Below are 19,907 nucleotides of genomic sequence, written 5' to 3' on the forward strand. Positions count from 1 at the left end.
GGGGTCGCCTCTCGCGTGTGGAACCTTAGCTTGGTGGCGCTGGTTAAACGTTGGATCGGGCCGGTTGGGCGCACGACTGCGGCCGTGCGGCTGGAAAGCCGGTCAATCGAACCGCGCTTCGCCGTAAAAATCAATCGGCGCCTGGAAGTCAACGACACGAGGATGGGCTAGTGACTCTCGGACCACGCATCTACAACCTCTTTCCGCTGCTGGTCGGATCGGTCCAGGATTGGTCCGGGCATCTGGCGCGTATTGCCGGCATGCAGTTCGATTGGGTCTTCCTCAACCCCATCCATTATCCGGGCTTCTCCGGCAGCCTCTACGCGGTCAAGGACCCGTACCGGCTGCACGACCGCTTCCAGGGCGGCGCTTCCGAAAGCCCGGACGACCTGATCCGGGGCTTCTGCGGCCGGGCGGAAGAGCACGGCATGCGCGTCATGCTGGATCTGGTGGTCAACCACACCGCCAAGGACTCCGTGCTGGCCGAACAGCATCCGGAGTGGTTCCGGCGCGAGGCCGACGGCACCCTCTACAGCCCCCGCGCGGTCGATCCGGTCGATCCCAGCAAAGTGACGATCTGGGGCGATCTGGCGGAACTCGACTACGAGAACCCCGATTCACGCGCCGGTCTGGTCGATTACTGGCGGCGCTACGTGCAGCACTATGTCGGCCTTGGCGTCAAGGGCTTCCGCTGCGACGCCGCATATCAGGTGCCCGCTCCCGTCTGGCGCGACCTGATCGACGCCGCGCACGACATCGACGGCGAGGTCGAATTCTACGCGGAAACGCTGGGCTGCACGGTCGAGCAGGTCGATGCCCTGGGCGACGCCGGTTTCGACTACCTGTTCAACAGCGCCAAGTGGTGGGATTTCCAGGAGCCCTGGCTGCTGGACCAGTACAATCAGTTCCGCCACATAGCGCCGTCAGTGGCCTTCCCCGAGAGCCATGACACCGAGCGGCTGGCCGCCGATGTCGGCAGTCAGGACCGCGAACGGCTGGCCGCCATCCTGAAGATGCGCTACCTGTTCTCCGCCTGCTTCTCCGCCGGCGTGATGATGCCGATCGGCTACGAATACGGCTTCACCCGCAAGATGGACGTGGTCAAATCGACTCCGGAGGACTGGGAAGAGCCGAAGGTCGACATCAGCCAGTTCGTCGCCGACGTCAATTCGATGCGGGCCGCCACGCCCGCGTTCAACGTCGAGGGACCGCAGTTCCGGATCACGGCGCCGCACAGCCCCGTGGTCGGGCTGTGCCGGCAGGGAACCGGCGATGTCCAGGATTGCGCCATCGTCCTGATCAATCCGGACGAGAACCGCGCCCACTCGATCGATCCCGGACCGCTGCTGGCCGAGACCGGCGGGTTGTTCGACGGCTTCCGCGACGTGACGCCGCAATGCTCGCCCCAGCTTTTCCGGCCCGGCGAGCCGATCGTGCTGGCCCCGCTCGAGTTGCGCGTCTTCCGCGGCAATCCGGAAGCCAACGCCAAGGTATCGCGCGGCGCCGACAGCGCCGAACGGCAGCAGGAATCCCGGCAATTGCTGGAAACCCTGGCCAAGGATCGGATCGCCATCGAGGGCGTCTATCCGGAACTGGACGGCGGCCGCTTCGCGATCAAGCGCGAGGTCGGCGACGTGCTGGAGGTCTGGGCCGACGTCTTCACCGACGGTCACGAAAAGATCAACGCCTGCCTGCGCTACCGCGTCCAGGGCGACGACAAGTGGCGCGAGGAGCCGCTGGCCTTCTTCGACAACGACCGCTGGGTCGGCAACATCCCGCTGACGCAGAACGGCCGGTATTTCTACACGATCATAGCGTGGCGCGACCTGTTCGAGACGTGGCGCAGCGACTTCATCAAGAAGCAGGACGCCGGCCAGAAGCTGTCGCTGGAGCTGATCGAGGGCCGCGAACTGGTCGAGCGCTCGGCCAAGCAGGCAGCGGGCGCCGACCGCGAGGTGATGGAAACGACGCTGGAGCGGCTGTCGCGCGACAGCGCCGACGAGGACTTGGCGACCCGGTTGCTGCTGTCGAACGATCTGCACATCGCCATGCGCCGCTCGGGCGAACGGACCAACCTGTCACACTACAAGACGGTGCTGGAGTGCTTCGTGGACCGGACGGCGGCCCGCTACGCCGCATGGTACGAAGTCTTCCCGCGTTCGATGAGCGACGACGTCAACCGGCACGGCACCTTCGACGACGTGATCGCCAAACTGCCCTATGTCCGCGACATGGGCTTCGACGTGCTGTACTTCACCCCGATCCATCCGATCGGCAAGTCGTTCCGCAAGGGCAAGAACAACACTCTGGACGCCAAGGAAGACGACGTCGGCAGCCCCTATGCGATCGGCTCGCCCGAGGGCGGCCACGACGCGCTGCATTCCCAGCTCGGCACCTTCGAGGACTTCGCCCGGATGGTCAGTGCGGCCCGCGACCACGGGCTGGAGATCGCGATCGACTTCGCCATCCAGTGCTCCCAGGACCATCCCTGGATCAAGGAGCATCCGGAATGGTTCGACTGGCGGCCCGACGGCACGATCAAATACGCCGAGAACCCGCCGAAGAAGTACCAGGACATCGTCAACGTCCACTTCTATCGCGGCGCCCTGCCCGACATCTGGTACAAGCTGCGCGATATCGTGCTGTTCTGGTGCGAGAAGGGCGTCCGGATCTTCCGGGTCGACAACCCGCACACCAAACCCCTGCCCTTCTGGGAATGGATGATCCGCGAGGTCCAGGACCGCTACCCCGACGCCCTGTTCCTAGCCGAAGCCTTTACCAAGCCCAAGATGATGAAGCGTCTGGCGAAGGTCGGCTTCACCCAGAGCTATTCGTACTTCACGTGGCGGAACTTCAAGCAGGAGATCACCGACTATCTGGTCGAGTTGACCATGCTGGAGCCCAAGGAGTACATGCGGGCGAACTTCTTCGCCAACACGCCGGATATCAACCCGCCGATCCTCCAGTCCGGACAGCCGGGCGTGTTCAAGATGCGGGCTGTTCTGGCCGCCACCTTGTCCAGCGTCTATGGCCTCTACAGCGGCTACGAACTGTGCGAGGGCACCCCGATACCGGGACGCGAGGAGTACCTGAACTCCGAGAAGTACGAGATCAAGGCGTGGGACTGGGACCGGCCGGGCAACATCAGGAACTATATCACCCGGCTCAACAAGATCCGGCGCGAGAACCCCGCTCTGCACGAGTACGACAACCTGCGCTTCTACGGCGCCCATGACGACAACATCCTGTATTACGGCAAGATGACCAAGGCGAAGGACAACTTCATCCTGATCGCCGTCAATCTCGATCCCAACGGCGCGCATGGCGGCACGATCGAGGTCCCGCTCTGGGAACTGGGCCTGCCGGACAGCGCCCATGTCGAGGTGGAGGACCTGCTGACCGGAGGCCGCTTCTTCTGGTACGGCAAGTTCCAGCAGGTCCATCTGGATCCGCAGATGAACCCCTGCGCCATCTGGCGCGTGATCCCGCCGGGAATCGCACAGCGCACCTGACGAACGTAGCCTGTTAGACCGGCCAGACCGGGCGGAGCGCTTCTCCGCCCGGTCTGGCCGGTTTCGTCCTCGATTTCAACCTCGCAACGGACCAGACATCCAGCGTCACCGGACGCGAATTATAAAATTTTAGCTAAATTATTTATTTTTCATAAAATGATGGACAGCCCGCGTCAATATATCGCACATAAGATGATAAATTTTACACGAAACAATGTAATATTTTAACAAACTGCGCGCAACAATCCTCTACCTATCGGAAAATATGTTCCTATGGTTGCGGTATGAGGCGTTGATGTCGATTAGTCTGAAGTTGCGTGGCCGACTCTTTGCCATGGTTTCACTGGCACTGGCCGGAATGCTCATCATCGGCGTAATCGCTCTGGCCAGCCTGCGGTCGGAACTTCTCCTCGACCGGGAACTGAAGACCAAGGACCTTGTCGACGCCGCTGCCAGCATCGCCACGGCTTTCGCCGCCAAGGCGGCGGCCGGCGACATGACGGAAGATGCGGCCAAACAGGGCGCCCTGGACGCTATTTCGATACTCCGCTATGACGGCAGCAACTATTTCTGGGTCAACGGTCTGGACGGCACGCTGCTACAGCACCCCAGAATGACGGACCGGGTCGGCAAGAGCGTGCTCGATCTGCGCGACGCGGACGGCATGGCCATGTTCGCGGCGTTCTGTGACATAGCCCGCGCCCAGGGCGGCGGCTTCGTGCACTACAACTGGGTCAAGCCCGGAGCAGCGGCGGCGTCTCCCAAGATTTCCTACGTGACCCTGATACCGGAGTGGAATTGGGTGATCGGCACGGGGATCTACGTCGACGATGTCGATGCCGTGTTCAAACGTAAGGCAATCGAGCAGGTGACGATCTTCGGGATCGTCCTGACCTTCGTTCTCGGTGCGGCGCTGCTGGTCACCCGATCCATCGTGCGGCCCCTTGCCGAGTTGCGCCGCGTCATGACCCGCCTGTCCGAGGGCTCGATCGACGTTGCGATTCCCTCGGTCGCTCGGAAGGACGAGATCGGTGCGATGGCCCAGACGGTCGAGGTTTTCAAGAAAGGCCTGATCCGTGCCCGCGACCTGACGGAAGCCCAGACCAAGGCCGCCGAGGCGAAGGAAGCCAAGCAGAAGCAGATGGATGCCTTCATCCAGGAGTTCGAGCTGACCGTCGTCAGCGTGCTCGACGGGCTGGCCGCCGCCGACCATGCGATGCGCGGCAATTCCCGCCGCATGTCGACCAACGCCGCCCAGACCAGGGAACAGGTGACGACCGTCGCCGCGGCATCCGAAGAGGCGATGAACAATGTCCAGACCGTCGCGGCCGCGGCGGAACAGCTCAGCATCTCCATCCAGGAGATCGCCCGCCAGGCATCCCATGCATCGACCATGGCGTCGCGGGCGGTGCGCGAAACGGGCGTGACGACCGAGGCCATGCGCGTCCTGGAGGAGAAGGTCGCCGGCATCGGCGTCGTCGTCCAGCTCATCGCCGACATCGCCAGCCAGACCAACCTGCTGGCTCTCAACGCCACGATCGAGGCCGCACGGGCGGGAGACGCCGGCAAGGGGTTCGCCATCGTCGCGAACGAGGTCAAGGCGCTGGCCAACCAGACCGCACGCGCCACGGACGAGATCACCCGGCAGATCGCCGAGATCCGGGACAGCACCCATCTGTCGGTGGAAGCGATCTCGTCGATCGTGCAGGTGAACCAGGACATGAGCGGAGTCGCCACCGCCATCTCCGCCGCCGTCGAGCAGCAGCATGCGGCCACCCGCGAGATAGCCCGCAATGCCGAGCAGGGAGCATCTGGCACCGCAAGCGTCTCCAGCGCCATCGGCAAGGTCGAGCAGGCCGCCATCGAGGCGACTTCGGCCACCCGGGACCTGGACCACACCGCCATGACCCTGGGCGAACAGGCGGAAACGCTGAAACAGAAGGTCGATGCCTTCCTGCGGCAGGTGCGCTTCGAGGACGAGGAGGGAGCGCGCCCGCTGGTGACATGGGGCAAGGATCTGGAGTTCGGGATCCCCGCCATCGACAACGAGCACAAGCGCCTGATGGAACTGGCCAACCGGGTCTACGTCATGGTCAAGACCATCGACGACCCGGACGTTCTGAAGGAGGCCTTCGCCGAACTGCGCGCCTACGCCTTCCGTCACTTCTCCGACGAGGAGGAGTTCATGACCCGCATCGGCTATCCCGACGCCGCCGAGCACCGTGAGCAACACAGGATGTTCATCGAGCGCCTGGACACACTTGCCGAGGATTACCACACGGGAGCACCCATCCGAGGTATCGACGTAATCGGTCTGCTGGGCAACTGGTGGCAGGGGCACATCAAGGGATCCGACGGCAAGGTAGCGGAGTTCGCCGCGGGCCGTAAATCCATCAATCACCCCGGGACGCAGGACTTGACCCGGCAGGCGGCATGACGAAGGCGGTCGGACGATGGCCCGGAAATGTCACCATAGCGGTATGCAATCGCTACGATTCCGGATAGACTGCGGCCAACGGATAAGAAAGTGGCCTGTCTCAGGAGCGCGCGGTGGATATTCTCGAGACCATCAAGGATTACGGTAACTATTATTATGCCATTGTGTTCATGTGGACCTTTCTGGAAGGCGAGACATTCGTAATCTTCTCAGGAGTAGCTGCACGCGAAGGCATTCTGGATCTACCTACGTTGATCGCTTTTGCTTGGCTTGGTAGTTTCCTTGGCGACCAGCTTTACTTCCTGATCGGACGCCGGTACGGGGCCAGACTTCTACTCCGCTTTCCCCGCTGGAAACCCGGTGTCGATCATGCGCTGAACCTGCTGAAGAAGTATAGCACTGGTTTTATTCTCAGCTTCCGCTTCATCTATGGCGTGCGGAACTTCAGTTCCTTCGCGATGGGAATGAGCGGGCTGGCATGGTCGCGTTTCGCGATGCTCAACTTCATCGCGGCCGGTGTCTGGGCTGTCTGCTTCGCCGGCGCGGGCTATCTGGCCGGCATGGCGCTTCAGCACCTGCTGGGCGATCTGGCGACCGGGTTCGGGCTGCTGATGCTCGCGGCCTTCCTGATCGCGATCGTCGTTCTGGTCAAGATGTCGCGCCGGCGCCCCGCGCCGCAGCCGGCCGTAGTGCCGGCGACGGTTCCCAACCGCAACGTGCCGGCCCAGGCGGAATGACCGGGCATCGGCCGGTCATTCTCGCAGCCGCATCGGGGCTCGTGTCTATTCGTCCACCCGGATCATCATGTTGAAGGCGATCGAGATGCGCTCGGCCGGCCCGTAATAGGGATGGACGTAGTGGTTTAGCCAGCCCGGAAACAAGACCATCAAGCCGTCTTCGGGTTTGACGGTCATGCCCGGCAGCATCGAGAACTTGGGATGGTGGAAGGCGGTCGGGAAGCTGCGGGGATCGACGAACTCGATGCAGCCGTTTTCCGGTGACCGGTTCTCGTCCATCTTGGACACGTCGATATAGTAGACGCCGCTCCAGTGGGACTTCGAATGGTTGTGCAGCTTGGTATAGCCGCCATTGGGGATGATGTTGCCCCACATCTCGCCGGTCACCGTGCATTTGGCGGGGTCGAGCGGCTGGCCGAAATATGTGGAGGTGACGGCGATCACGGCCTTGGTGACATGTCCCTTGAGACGGTTGAGAGCAAGGTGGTCCTGCTGGAACAGCTCCTTGCTGCCCTGCCAGCCACCCACCGCCGACATGTGCTTCTCGGGATCGAGCGAGCGTTCCTTCTGGAGGAACTTAGCCAGTTCCGCGTTCATCGGAGCGTGATCCCGGATTCGCGCCTTGAACAGCGGCGTTCCGAAACAATACATGATCGCTTCGTTTAGCTTGATCGACTGCATGAGGTTCCCCGGCAATTTTCATTATCAATCGCATGGCTTGCCAAGTGTATGGCGTGCGTTGGTCCCGATTTCCATGACTCCGTTGCGCCCAACCCGCAGCGGCCCTATGGTGCGGGCTAATTTTCAGGTTAGTGGCGTCAGGCATGTCCGAGCTCAAGAATATCCGTAACTTCGCCATCATCGCGCACATCGATCACGGCAAGTCCACACTGGCCGACCGCATGATCCAGCTCTGCGGGGGGCTGAACGCGCGCGAGATGCGCGAGCAGGTGCTCGACAGCATGGATATCGAGCGGGAGCGCGGTATCACCATCAAGGCGCAGACTGTCCGGCTGCTCTACACCGCCAAGGACGGCGAGCAGTATCAGCTCAACCTGATGGACACTCCCGGCCACGTCGATTTCGCCTACGAGGTCAGCCGGTCGCTGGCGGCATGCGAGGGCTCGATCCTGGTGGTGGACGCCAGCCAGGGCGTCGAGGCGCAGACGCTCGCCAACGTCTATCAGGCGCTCGACAACAACCACGAAATCATCCCGGTCCTCAACAAGATCGATTTGCCGGCAGCGGAACCCGAGCGCGTCAAGCAGCAGATCGAGGACGTGATCGGCCTGGATGCCCAGGATGCCGTCATGATCTCGGCCAAGACGGGCCTCGGCATCGAGGACGTGCTGGAAGCCATCGTGCAAAGGCTGCCCGCACCCAAGGGCGATCCCAACGCCACCACCAAGGCGCTGCTGGTCGATAGCTGGTACGATCCCTACCTGGGTGTCGTCATCCTGGTGCGCGTGGTCGACGGCCAGCTCAAGGTCGGCATGAAGATGCGGATGATGGTCAGCGGCGCCGCCCGCGAGATCGACCGCGTTGGCGTCTTCACGCCCAAGGCCCTGCTGACCGGCGTGCTGAACCCCGGCGAGATGGGCTTCATCACCGCCGGCATCAAGGACATCACCGAGACCAAGGTCGGCGACACCATCACCGACGACCGGCGTCCGGCCGACAAGCTTCTGCCCGGCTTCAAGCCGTCCGTGCCGGTGGTGTTCTGCGGCCTGTTTCCGACCGACGCCGCCGCCTTCGAGCATCTGCGCGACAGCCTGGGGAAGCTGGCCCTCAACGACGCCAGCTTCCATTTCGAGGCGGAGACGTCTGCGGCGCTCGGCTTCGGCTTCCGCTGCGGGTTCCTGGGCCTGCTTCACCTGGAGATCATCCAGGAGCGGCTGGAGCGGGAGTTCGACCTCGACCTGATCACCACGGCGCCGTCGGTGGTCTACAAGATCCACATGAACGACGGCTCGGTCATCGACCTGCACAACCCGGCCGACATGCCCGATCCCGTCCGCATCGTGAAGATCGAGGAGCCCTGGATCAAGGCGACGATCATGCTGCCGGACGAATACCTCGGCAGCGTGCTTCAGCTCTGCACCGACCGGCGCGGCGAACAGATCGAGCTGACCTATGCCGGCAGCCGCGCCATGATGGTCTACCGCCTGCCGCTGAACGAAGTGGTGTTCGACTTCTACGACCGCCTGAAGAGCATCAGCCGCGGCTATGCCAGCTTCGACTACCAGTGGGACGAGTACCGCGAAGGCGATCTGGTCAAGCTGTCGATCATGGTCAATGCCGAGCCGGTCGATGCGCTCAGCACCATCGTCCACCGGGCGGCGGCCGAGAAGCGCGGGCGAGCCCTGTGCGAGCGGCTGAAGGAGCTGATCCCGCGCCAGATGTTCAAGATCGCCGTGCAGGCCGCCATCGGCAGCCGCGTCATCGCGCGCGAGACCATCAGCGCCATGCGCAAGGACGTGCTTGCCAAGTGCTACGGCGGCGACATCAGCCGCAAGCGGAAGCTGCTGGACAAGCAGAAGGAAGGCAAGAAGCGCATGCGGCAGTTCGGCCAGGTCGAAATCCCGCAGAGCGCCTTCATCGCCGCCCTGAAGATGAACGACAACTGATACCAGGAGCCGAAGAGTTTGACCGGCGGTCGGCAAGTGTTGGGCCACGGCCCAACCTACGAAGCAGGAGCCTGTAGGTTGGGCCGTGGCCCAACAAACGCTGTCCACACAGGTCAATGTCTTCGACCCTCGGTATGCTACCACCGGCGCTGATGATTGACCGGTCCAAAACGTTGGATGTCGGGCTGAAGAGGCCCGACCTACGTCAGCGTGCTTTTGCCAGCAAATCCTTGTAGGTCGGGCCTCTTCAGCCCGACATCTTTGCCGGCACTCATCGGTCGATCTTCAGGCCGCATACCGCCAGGGGCGCTGGCAGGCGATGCGGGCGTGGCGGGCGTCGTGGTGCCGAGGATTGATGAGGATGTTGTGGCTCTCCGGCATGACGACGGAGGGAACGCGCAGCAGGGCCGAACGTCCCTCGCTCAGCCAGCGGTCGCCATAGGCGCGGCACTGCTCGCCCTCGGTCAAGGGAGGTGCGTCCTCGTAGCCCAGATAGTTCGTGTCGATCCCAAGCAGGACGTAGTCGTCGGGCAGCAGGGAGAAATCCAGGTCGAGGTTCGCCCGGATCTCCAGCGCTGCCAAGGCGGCATCGACGGCGGCATAGACGACGGGAACGCGGGGTGACGTCCAGCGGCCGCCGAGCAACTCGGCTCCCGCTCCGGACAGGTCGGCATAGGGCAGCCGCGTCAGTCTCCAGACGCGCATCAGGCAGCCAGTCCATGGGCGATACGGCCGAGCAGGCTTTCCACCAGCCCGGCGCCCTCGTCCGTATCCAGCAGGTCGATCGGGGCTTTGCCGCCCAGGACGGCACAGCCGCGCCGCATCCAGGTCAGCGCCTTGTCGCGTGAACCGAATGTTTCCAGCGCTTCCGCGAAGACGCGGGCGACACGGACGACCTTTTCTGACTGCTCAGGCGTCAGACCGCCCCTGCGTCGCCGCTCTGAGAGCGCCTTGGGAGCCATGATGATGCGGCTCACCTCATTGGGCGTGACCGTCTTGTCGCCGACCAACCTGTCCACGACGTCCACCGGCAACCCGTCCCGGATCAGGCGGGCGATATCGAGATCGCACGTCACCGGCCTTCCGACAACCTTCTCGCCACCGAGAAGGGCGACAACCTGAGCGGCGCTGGCCATTGTCCACCCTCATAGCGCAACGATTTCAAGCTTAGGGCGAAATCGCACGCTCTTCAAGAGAGGGCATATGAACGCGCACGGATGCGATCACGCCGAAGGCGATACGACCTGGAAGTAAGCCTTGCCGACGGCGCCGCCGTTCATGAGCCGGGCCGACAAGGCCTGCCCGACGATATCGCCGGCACTCCGGCTCGGCATTTCCACGATGGTATGATCGACCGCGCCATGTTCTCCGGTTGCACCGACGATCAGGAACACGGGCTGCGCCACTTCATTCATTGGTTTTTCCTCCGTAAGACTCGGAGCATCTTAACGTACAATTGTGACAATTTTCATTTTACCGTTCGGTCTAACGCCATGCGGCGTGCCGCCGCATATTTGGGATTATGTCTCCGGTACTGGTGCGGGTATCCCGGTCTACAGCGGACACCGCCCGGCCATCAGGTCGTTCCAGCCATAGCGCACCATATTGGCTGGCGCTTCTCCGGGAGGGCCGATCCGGGGTCCTCCCAGATATGTGGCGCCGAGATCGGCGGCCAATTGGGCTTGCGCATCGGTCCGGATGCCGATCATGGCGAGCCTGACACCGGAATGCTCCACGTTGCGGCAGATCTTCTCCAGCGCGGGCGGCAGGTGTCCGGCGGCGTCGAACTGACCGCCGAGGTCGAATGTCACGCCATGGATGCCGCATTCCTTCGCATAGGCGACCGAGTGGTCATGGGGATCGGCGGCCAGAAGCACGGACCGGCAGAAAGGGCGCAGCATGCTGGCGAGTTCGAGCAGCCGTCCGCGCGGGATATCGCCCGGAGCGCCCTGGATCGTGAAGACCAGGAAGCGCCTCAGCATTTCGTCGGTCTGCTGAAGCAATCCGAGAACGCCGGCCCTCGTCCGGCGCGTGCAGAGATTTTCGAAGTGAAGCGGCACGTTCACGAAGACGCTGAACCGGTTGGCGATCAGGTCGTCCAGATCCCGTAGGGCGTGATCCAGCGTAATCCGGTCCAGTTCCGCGATCCGGTCGGCGTCGGCATCGCGCCCCAGCACGCGGTACCCTTCCTTGACCAACCCTACTGGAGGCCGGATGAAGGGTACGCAGCACCACGTTGAAAGCACGCCGTGCTGACGGTCGAGCACCGGCCGGTACTGCCATTCCAGAAGGGTTGTCGGGTCGCTGCGAGGGCGGAGACAGAGTTTATCGTCGACGGGAACCGGCGATAGGTCGGCAAGCGCGTTCAGGATGCCGTGGAGGGGCTGCTGGTCGAACACGATAGCCCCATCGATCTGACCGACCGCCGTTTTGATCGTAATACCTTCCAAATCGTCGCTGCCCAGGAAATGACCATAGAGCGCCTGCGCGATGGCGACCGACTTGATACGGGCGGCTTCCGGAGTCAGCGCCGAGAAGGCGATCAGGTAGTCCAGCGTACCGTACCGGCAGAAGACGTCGTCAGGCCCCAGATGCTGACCGATCACCTTGGAAGCCAGCTGGTGGATGCTGTCGCGGAGCTTCGGCCAGCGCTCGCCGAGCCGTTCCCGGATCGGTTCAAGCCCGATCAGATGGATGCGGCCTGCCGCCGCGTTCGGGTTGCGGGCGAACAGCCGCGCCAGTTCGGCCCCAAGCAAAGGCGACGGCTCAGGAGCGGGCGGAGCGGCAGGCGATCGCCTGATCGCCTGGGACGGCGGAGAGATGAGCGCCGGCCGCTCCTCAGGAGATTCCGCCAGGAAATCGTATAGGCCGGTCCTGATCTTTCCCAGGAGTTCAGACGTCACCATTGTCGCAGTCCTTTCATCCAAGGGGATTGCTCCCTAAGGATAAAAATAGCGACAAATAGTCCGTATTGTTAGTACCCTAATGCATATAGGACTACACGGATCGGCTGGTAACGGATCATTGCCCGCCTTCCTGCTTAAGAATATCTCGCAGCGCCTGGCGGTAGTCCGGGTACTTCAACGTTACCCCCAGATCCGATTTGATACGGTCGTTCCGGACTTTCTTGTTGTCGGCATAGAAGCTGGCCGCCATCGGCGACAGCTCGGCCTGTTCGAACGGGACAAGGGGAGGAGGCTCTACGCCCAGCAACTCGCAGGCGAAGGCCGTTACCTCGTGGCCGGCTACCGGATTGTCGTCGCACAGGTTATAGGCCGCACCCGGGTCGGGCTTCTCGACCGACGCTCGCAGGACAGCGGCGATGTCCTCCACATGGATGCGGCTGAAGACCTGTCCCGGCTTGTCGATTCGGCGCGCCGTGCCGGAGCGCACCGCGTCGAAGGCGCTCCGGCCGGGACCGTAGATACCGGCAAGGCGGAACAGGTGGACGGGAACGCCGTGCTCGCGCCACAGGGTCAGCCAGGCATCCTCGGCTGCCGCCCGCTGCTTCTGCCGCCGCCCGGTGGGCTGGAGTGGCGTCGTCTCATCGACCCAGGCGCCGTCGTGATCGCCGTAGACTCCGGTGGTCGAGAGATAGCCGACCCACCGGAGACCGGGCATCAGCGCCGCGATGTCCCCGCCGTGATGGTCCAGCACGGGGTCGCCTTCCGCATCGGGAGGTACCGCCGTCAACAGATGGGTCGTTCCCGCCAGCGCCGCGGTGGCATCGTCGAGCGGACGCCCGCGGTCGAACAGGAAAGTCTCGATCCCCTTGGCCCGCAACGCCGCGGCCTTCTCGGCGCCGCGCGTGGTTCCGGCGATGCGCCAGCCTTCGGGATCGACCAGATCGACGAAGGCCAGGGGACTGAAGCCGAGCCCGAAGCAGAACAGACGGGGCACGGATGATGGCTGCATGATGTTGGCCTTGCGCTCGGGAACTCCAGGGCCGAATTTAGGAGCCACCATGACCAGAAACAATGTCCCCCGGGCTTTCGCCCGCTTCATTCCGGCGGCCCTTGCCCTCTCGCTGCTCGCGGCCGGAACCGCCGGAGCCGCCGACCGCAAGCACCCGGCCAATCCCCAACCCCAGGCGGCGGCCCCCGCCGACCGGGAAGCGGTCAACCATGCCAGGGAGGCGACCGCCTGCCTCAAGCTCGCCGAGCGGGCGCCGGACGCCGCGTTCGACAGCGCCCTGACCTGGGAGGACCGTGGCGGCGGCGACATGGCCCGGCTGTGTCAGGCTATGGCGCTGTTCCACCAGGGTCAGTTCCAGGCCGCCGCGACGCGGCTGGAAGACCTCGTCCCGACGCTGGGCTCCAACACGGCGGAGGGAGCGGCCAGCCTGTTCGCCCGCGCCGGCTGGGCATGGCTGCGCGCCGGCAATTCCGACCGGGCCGAGCGTGCCTACGGAGCGGCGCTGGAACGCACTCCCCAAGACCCCGAACTGCTAATCGACCGCGCCTTCGCGCGGGCGGAAGCCCAGCGCTACCAGGATGCGGTGGAAGACTTGAACCGGGCCATCGCGATCGCGCCGAACAATGCCGAATCGTATGTCTACCGCGCCGGCGCCTACCGGTCGCTGGGCAAGCAGGACAAGGCGATGGAGGATGTCCAGCGCGCGCTGGCGCTGGAGCCTTCCAACCCAGAAGCGCTGCTGCTGCGTGGCAACCTGCGGGCGGCGGGCGGCAATCAGGACGGAGCGCGGGCCGATTGGCAGATGGTGACCAAAGTCGATCCCGACACGGCCAATGCCCGCGCCGCTTCCGACAACCTCAATCGGCTTCAGACCGGTCAGGTCGCCAAATAAGCCGGAAGCTGTCGCAGTTTAACGAATTCTGGTGAATCCGGAGGCTACACCGGATGGGCGAACAGCAAAGAGGATCGCCCTGATGGAAGCCGACTATCAAGAGGCTCTGAACGGACGGCTGCGCGAAGTGGCGCAGGCAGCCCAATCGGTCCACGGTTTCATCAACGAACATGCCGGCGCCCTGCTCTACCAGTTCGCCCGCTTCATCGCCCCGGTACCGACCGTGGTCGAACTCGGCTCGTGGCGCGGCCGGTCGACGATCTGGCTGGCGGCAGGCATGTTGGATCGCGGCGAAGGTCAGGTCCATGCGGTCGACACCTGGCAAGGCACCCCGCACGAGCCGGAACACCAGAGCCTGCTTGCGGAGTACGGGCCGGACGACTTGTTCAACGAGTTCTGGGGCAACATCATGAGCGCCGGCTTGGCCGATCAGGTCGAACCGGTGCGCTCGCCTACCGTCGAAGCCGCCCGAGGATGGCCGGGGGACCGGCAGATCGGCCTGCTGTTCATCGACGCCGACCATAACTACGAGGCGGTTCGCCGCGATTTCGAGTTCTGGTCGCCCTTCGTGGCGCCCGGCGGCTACATCGTGTTCGACGACGTGCCGGATTGGCAAGGTCCTACCCGCCTGATCACCGAACTGCCGAAATGGTTCCGCTTCCTGAACGCCAAGCACAACCTGATGGCTTTCCAGCGCATTGCCGGATAGCCCGCTCCCGCCCCTGCCGGCGGCTCGTTCCTAGAGTGCCGGCTCGCGCTCGCGGCAGCCTTCATGGATGTCTTCCATGATCCGGCGCAGGTCGTATTGCTGGCGCCAGTCCGGGTAGTCGCGCTGGAAGGCCCGGATGTCGCTGATCCACCAGATATGATCGCCGACCCGGTTGCCGTCCTGATAGGCGATGTTCATCGGCCGGCCGGCCAGTTCCTCGCAGATCCGGATCGCTTCCAGCATGGAGCAGTTGGAGAACCGGCCGCCGCCCATGTTGTAGACGGCACTCGAGCGCGGCGCCTGGAAAACCTCCCAGAACGCCGACACCAAGTCGTGGGAATGGATGTTGTCGCGGACCTGCTTGCCCTTGTAGCCGAACACCGTGTAGCGGTTGCCGCTGACCGCGCACTTCATCAGGTACGACAGGAAGCCGTGAAGCTCGGCCCCGGAATGGCCCGGACCGGTCAGGCAGCCGCCCCGGAAGACGGCTGTCTTCATGCCGAAGTAGCGACCGTATTCCTGCACCAGCACGTCGGCCGCGACCTTGGAGGCGCCGAACAGGCTGTGCAGGGTCTGGTCGATGCTCATGGCTTCGGGGATGCCGTGGGTTGCCCAAGGATGGTCGGGCGACAGCTCCCAGCGGGTTTCCAGCTCGACCAGCGGCAGGGCGTTGGGGGTGTCGCCATAGACCTTGTTGGTGCTGGTGAAGATGAATACGGCCCCTTCGGCGAAGCGGCGCGTCGCTTCCAGCAGGTTGAGGGTACCGTTGGCGTTGGTGGTGAAATCGGTCACCGGTTCGCGCGCGGCCCAGTCGTGGGACGGCTGCGCCGCCGTGTGGATCACCGCCGCGATGTCCTTGCCGTAGCGTTGGAAGATGGCGTCGATCGCGGCGGCGTCCCGGATATCCACGGATTCATGCCGATACGACGGGAAGTCGCGGCACAGACGCTCGCAAGCCCATCTGGTACTGGCGCCCTCGCCGAAGAAATATTGCCGCATGTCGTTGTCGATGCCGACGACGTCCATGCCTTTACCGGTGAAGAAGCGCACGGCTTCCGCACCGATCAGGCCGGCGGACCCGGTTACGATGACAATCGACATGACCGCGATTCCTTGAGCAGCTTGACGGGACGGGGACGATTACAATCCCGCTTTCGCAAAGTTTTGGTTAACCCTCGGCCATCAACTGCTCCAGGCCCTGGCGGCGCGGGCCATCGCGCACCTGCGTCAGCAGTTCGACCAGCCTGTCTCCCATGGGGCCGAGATGGTAGCTCTTCACCACCTCCTCGTAGGCACGCTCCGTGATCGACCGGCGCAGTCCGGCGTCGAGGATCAGCGTCCCCATCCGCCGCATGTAGCCGGCGATATCCTGGGCCAGCATGCCGCTCTCGCCGTCGCGGATGATATGCTCGACCTCGCCGACCGGAGTCCCGAGCACGGCCACCTTCATGGCCATGTATTCGAACATCTTGGTCGGACTCTTGCAGTGGTTGAACGGGCTGTCGGACAGCGGGAGCAGGCCGATGTCGCAGCCGGCGAGCAAGGCGGGCGCGTCGGCCGGGTCGATCCGCTCACGAAGCACGAGATTGCTGACATGGGCATACTTGGTGCCGATGACATGCTTGAACTCTCCCCAAGCGTCGCCGAACCCGATGATCGTCAGGCGCGCGAGATCGCGGATCGACGACGGCAGCGCCGCGAAGGCATCTACAGCCATCATCACGTCGGATACGATCTGGGGTCCCCACAGATCGCCCAACCAGATCAGCTCCACCGGATCGCCGGGCCGCAGCTCCGGCCGGGCCTGCTCCCTCAGCGATGCGTCGAACACCGACAGGTCGGTGCCGGTCGGGATCAGCTCGCAGTTCTCGTTGAACTGCTTCATGATCTCGATAAGCCGGTGGCTCGAACAGATGCACAGCTCGGAGTTCTTCGCCATATCGGCCGTGGCCGGGAAAGGGCCGACGCCGGGAAAGAACCGCGAGATGCGCGGCAGGAAGTGCGACTGGAAATCGAAGTCGTCGTAGTCCAGCACGACCGGATTACCGTTCGCGCCGGCCGCGATCGCTACGGACAGGCTATGATACGAAACCTTCTGCATGTAGAAGATCGCGGTCGGATTGACCTTGAGGATGTCGGCGCCCATAGCGGCGATGCGGAGCTTCGTCTGCTCGTCCATCCTGTAGGCCGCCGACCCTTGTCCCGGTGCTCCCAGATGGTCGAAGAAGGACAGGACTTCGGCATTGAGGCCGCGCTCGCGGCAGGCTTTGGCGAAGGTGTAGGCGCGGATCCTGCTCGGCGCCAAGGTAAAGCCATCGGCCGCCACGAAGATGACGTCCGCCCGGCGGATACCTTTGATCTGCGCTTGCGAGAAACTTACATCCTGCACGATCAGCTATCCAATTGGAGTTATGACATCCGGCGGAATACTTCGGCACGATTTGGTTAAAGAAAGCTTACTCCAGCATGCTGGCGACCGGACCCGACATGCGATTTCCAGCTTGACCACCGCCTCGACTTGCGCCTTTCTAAACTATTGGGATTACCTCTGGTGGCGCGATGCGGATTCTGGTGACTGGCGGGGCGGGGTTTGTCGGGTCGAACCTCGCGTCCTTATTCAAGCGCGACAATCCGGACGCGGCTGTCGTGGCATTCGACAATCTGCGCCGGCGGGGCAGCGAACTCGCACTGCCGAGGCTGCGCGAAGCCGGGGTCGAGTTCCGCCATGGCGATGTCCGCAACGCCGAGGACATCGCCGAGGCCGGCGATTTCGACCTGATGATCGAGTGTTCGGCCGAACCTTCGGTACATGCCGGCTACGGCGCATCGCCGGCCTATGTGATCAACACCAACCTGACCGGCACCATCAACTGCCTGGAAGCCGTGCGCCGTTGCAACGCGGCGCTGGTCTTCCTGTCCACCAGCCGCGTCTATCCGATCGCAGGATTGCGTGCCCTGCCCCTGAACGCCGCCGGCTCTCGCCTGGCGCTGGACGAGGCGGCGGCGGGTCCCGGCTGGTCCGCCGACGGGATCGGAACGGGATTTCCCATGGCCGGCAGCCGCTCGATCTATGGCGCCACGAAGCTAGCGTCGGAACTGATGATCGAGGAATACGGCGCGATGTACGGCTTGCGCGCCGTCGTCAACCGTTGCGGCGTGCTGACCGGGCCGTGGCAGATGGGCAAGGTCGATCAGGGCTTCATGGTGCTGTGGGCGGCCCGCCATCTGTTCGGCGGCGACCTCTCCTACATGGGTTTCGGCGGCACCGGCGCTCAGGTGCGAGACGTCCTTCACGTCGCCGACCTCTACGACCTCGTCCGCATCCAGGTCCGCGACATTGGCCGGCATGCCGGCCGGACCTACAACGTCGGCGGCGGCGCCGGCGTCAGCGTCTCGCTGGCGGAACTGACGGAACTGTGCGTGCGGCGCTGCCAGCGCGTCGCCACCCTTGGCAGCGACCCGGAGACGCGGGCCGCCGATATCCCTTGGTACGTGACCGACAACGCCGAGGTGACGGCGGCGACGGGATGGCGGCCATCGCATGGCGTGGAAAAGATCGTGGACGACATCTTCGGCTGGCTGGAAGCCCATGCCGACGAGCTTCAGCCGATCCTGCGCTGAACGCCCCCTTTCCGCGTCAACAGGATTAACGGTTCCTTATCGGTTGCGAACTACGCTTCGGCGGTCCGGCAGAGCGACGACTTGCCGCAGGAGGAGAAGCCCCATGAAAGTTCTGTTCAGCAATCCGCCCTGGTGGCTCGAACAATTCACGATCAACGACAATGGGGCTTCGCATGACATGTGCCTGGCCGGCATCCGTGCGGGGTCGCGCTGGCCGCACACGATCCATACCCATTCGACGCCGGACAACTTCATCTTCGGCGGCTACCTGCCCTATCCGTTCTTCATGGGATATGCCACCACCTACGCCGCGCGGGCGACCGGCGCCGAGGTGGTGATGCGCGACAGCCTGGCGCTGCGCGAGAGCTATGCGACCTACTTCAACCATCTACGCGAAGCGAACTACCGCTACATCTTCATCGAATCGGCCTCGCCGAGCTGGGAGCATGACGGCCAGATCATCTTCGCGATCAAGAAGGTGGTGCCGGAGGCCCGCATCGTCGTGACCGGCCCGATCTCCTCCAAGGCCAAGGAGATCATGGAGAACTTCCCGGTCCACGCGGTCATCAAGGGCGAGTACGAGAAGGGTTCCGTGCGGGTCCTGGAGGGCGAGGAAGGCATCATCGAGCACGACCTCCTGACCCTGGAGGAAATGAACGGCGCGCCCTTCCCCTATTACGACGAGGTCATCGCGCACCGCTACTGGGACGACAACCCGCGCGGCCAGTCCGCTCCCCACGCCCAGGTCTGGTCGAGCCGGGGCTGCCCCTTCAAGTGCATCTTCTGCGTCTGGCCGGCGACCATGACCGGCAACGATCCGGACGGCACGGGCAAGCGGTCGGTGCGCCACTACACGCCCGAATACATGGAAGCCTTCCTGTCCGAGCTGACCGGCAAGTACGGCTACAGCTCGATCTATTTCGACGACGACACCTTCAACATCGGCAACAGCCACGTGCTGAAGATGTCGGAAGTGATGAAGAAGATCGGCCTGCCGTGGTCTGCCATGTGCCGCGCCGACACGTCCCGCATGGAAAGCTGGAAGATCATGCGCGATTCCGGCTGCTACGGCGTCAAGCTGGGCTTCGAATCCGGCAACCAGTGGGTCGTGGACAACATCGTCAACAAGCACCTGGACCTGGAATACGCGACCAGGGCGGTCCACGAGATCAAGCGCCTGGGCATGACCGTCCACGGCACCTTCACCTACGGCCTGCCGGGCGAGACTCACGCGCAGATGATGGACACCAAGCGCTTCGTGGCCTCCTTGCCGCTGGACACGTGGCAGGAATCCGGCTGCGCCGCGATCGAAGGGACGCCGCTGGCCAACCTGGAAGAGGAGAAGGTCCAGAAGGCTTTCCCCGGCGCCGTGGCCGACGACAACTACGTGCTGGAGGCGGATGGCGCCAAGAAGTGGCGGGAACTGGCCAACACTCTGGCCAATTCCTGAACCGCAA

The 19,907-nt window shown here is 63.7% G+C and carries 16 protein-coding genes; 8 read left to right on the forward strand and 8 right to left on the reverse strand.

From position 1 onward, the window contains the following. Positions 1–170: 170 nt before the first annotated feature. The 3 genes from N826_RS08930 (at position 171) to N826_RS08940 (ending at position 6,686) form a co-directional block, all read left to right on the forward strand. Entirely contained in the window at positions 171–3,512 is a 3,342-nt protein-coding gene (locus N826_RS08930) for a maltotransferase domain-containing protein (protein ID WP_044427784.1), read from the forward strand. Between the two features lie 334 nt (positions 3,513–3,846). After that, the gene (locus N826_RS08935) at positions 3,847–5,949 is read left to right on the forward strand and encodes a bacteriohemerythrin (RefSeq protein WP_052830947.1); all 2,103 of its coding nucleotides are present in this window, start codon (positions 3,847–3,849) and stop codon (positions 5,947–5,949) included. A gap of 170 nt (positions 5,950–6,119) precedes the next feature. Beyond that, positions 6,120–6,686, forward strand: coding sequence for a DedA family protein (locus N826_RS08940; protein WP_244619573.1), 567 nt, complete (start codon positions 6,120–6,122; stop codon positions 6,684–6,686). A 45-nt stretch (positions 6,687–6,731) separates the two neighbouring features. On the opposite strand, the gene N826_RS39770 is transcribed toward N826_RS08940, so the two are convergent. Next, a complete protein-coding gene (locus N826_RS39770) occupies positions 6,732–7,367 on the reverse strand; it encodes a TIGR02466 family protein (protein ID WP_052830948.1) in 636 nt (211 codons plus the stop codon). Positions 7,368–7,510: 143 nt separating this feature from the next. Between N826_RS39770 and lepA the strand changes: the two genes are divergently transcribed. Continuing rightward, positions 7,511–9,313: a translation elongation factor 4 gene (lepA, locus tag N826_RS08950; RefSeq protein WP_044427789.1), complete on the forward strand. Its 1,803-nt coding sequence runs from the start codon at positions 7,511–7,513 to the stop codon at positions 9,311–9,313. A gap of 285 nt (positions 9,314–9,598) precedes the next feature. Here the strand turns inward: lepA and N826_RS08955 are convergent, their stop codons facing one another. From N826_RS08955 to N826_RS08975, 5 genes are all read right to left on the reverse strand, one after another. After that, positions 9,599–10,018: an RES family NAD+ phosphorylase gene (locus N826_RS08955; protein WP_044427790.1), complete on the reverse strand. Its 420-nt coding sequence runs from the start codon at positions 10,016–10,018 to the stop codon at positions 9,599–9,601. Beyond that, the gene (gene parS / locus N826_RS08960) at positions 10,018–10,449 is read right to left on the reverse strand and encodes a type II RES/Xre toxin-antitoxin system antitoxin (RefSeq protein ID WP_044427792.1); all 432 of its coding nucleotides are present in this window, start codon (positions 10,447–10,449) and stop codon (positions 10,018–10,020) included. Before parS ends, N826_RS08955 begins: the two co-directional genes overlap by 1 nt. Positions 10,450–10,536: 87 nt before the next feature. Beyond that, positions 10,537–10,728 carry a hypothetical protein gene (locus N826_RS08965; protein WP_044427794.1) on the reverse strand — a complete coding sequence of 64 codons (192 nt, stop codon included), beginning with the start codon at positions 10,726–10,728 and terminating at the stop codon, positions 10,537–10,539. A gap of 138 nt (positions 10,729–10,866) precedes the next feature. Continuing rightward, positions 10,867–12,219, reverse strand: a complete 1,353-nt coding sequence (locus N826_RS08970) for a hypothetical protein (RefSeq protein WP_044427796.1) — start codon at positions 12,217–12,219, stop codon at positions 10,867–10,869. Between the two features lie 115 nt (positions 12,220–12,334). Beyond that, complete coding sequence (locus tag N826_RS08975; RefSeq protein WP_044427985.1) at positions 12,335–13,228, reverse strand: SDR family oxidoreductase; 894 nt, start codon at positions 13,226–13,228, stop codon at positions 12,335–12,337. Between the two features lie 49 nt (positions 13,229–13,277). Between N826_RS08975 and N826_RS08980 the strand changes: the two genes are divergently transcribed. Both N826_RS08980 and N826_RS39775 read left to right on the forward strand, forming a co-directional pair. Next, entirely contained in the window at positions 13,278–14,120 is an 843-nt protein-coding gene (locus tag N826_RS08980; protein WP_044427798.1) for a tetratricopeptide repeat protein, read from the forward strand. Between the two features lie 82 nt (positions 14,121–14,202). Further along, positions 14,203–14,829 carry a class I SAM-dependent methyltransferase gene (locus N826_RS39775; protein WP_052830949.1) on the forward strand — a complete coding sequence of 209 codons (627 nt, stop codon included), beginning with the start codon at positions 14,203–14,205 and terminating at the stop codon, positions 14,827–14,829. A gap of 30 nt (positions 14,830–14,859) precedes the next feature. On the opposite strand, the gene N826_RS08990 is transcribed toward N826_RS39775, so the two are convergent. Together N826_RS08990 and N826_RS08995 are read right to left on the reverse strand one after the other, a co-directional pair. Beyond that, positions 14,860–15,930 carry an NAD-dependent epimerase/dehydratase family protein gene (locus tag N826_RS08990; protein WP_044427800.1) on the reverse strand — a complete coding sequence of 357 codons (1,071 nt, stop codon included), beginning with the start codon at positions 15,928–15,930 and terminating at the stop codon, positions 14,860–14,862. A 67-nt stretch (positions 15,931–15,997) separates the two neighbouring features. After that, a complete protein-coding gene (locus N826_RS08995; RefSeq protein WP_044427802.1) occupies positions 15,998–17,218 on the reverse strand; it encodes a glycosyltransferase in 1,221 nt (406 codons plus the stop codon). A 170-nt stretch (positions 17,219–17,388) separates the two neighbouring features. Here N826_RS08995 and N826_RS09000 point away from each other — a divergent pair, with 170 nt between their 5' ends. After that, positions 17,389–18,450, forward strand: a complete 1,062-nt coding sequence (locus tag N826_RS09000) for an NAD-dependent epimerase/dehydratase family protein (RefSeq protein WP_044427803.1) — start codon at positions 17,389–17,391, stop codon at positions 18,448–18,450. Between the two features lie 103 nt (positions 18,451–18,553). Next, positions 18,554–19,900 (forward strand): B12-binding domain-containing radical SAM protein, encoded by a 1,347-nt coding sequence (locus N826_RS09005; protein WP_044427804.1) that lies wholly within the window; start codon positions 18,554–18,556, stop codon positions 19,898–19,900. Positions 19,901–19,907 lie beyond the last annotated feature (7 nt).

This window comes from Skermanella aerolata KACC 11604, assembly GCF_000936425.1.
Lineage (GTDB): Bacteria > Pseudomonadota > Alphaproteobacteria > Azospirillales > Azospirillaceae > Skermanella > Skermanella aerolata.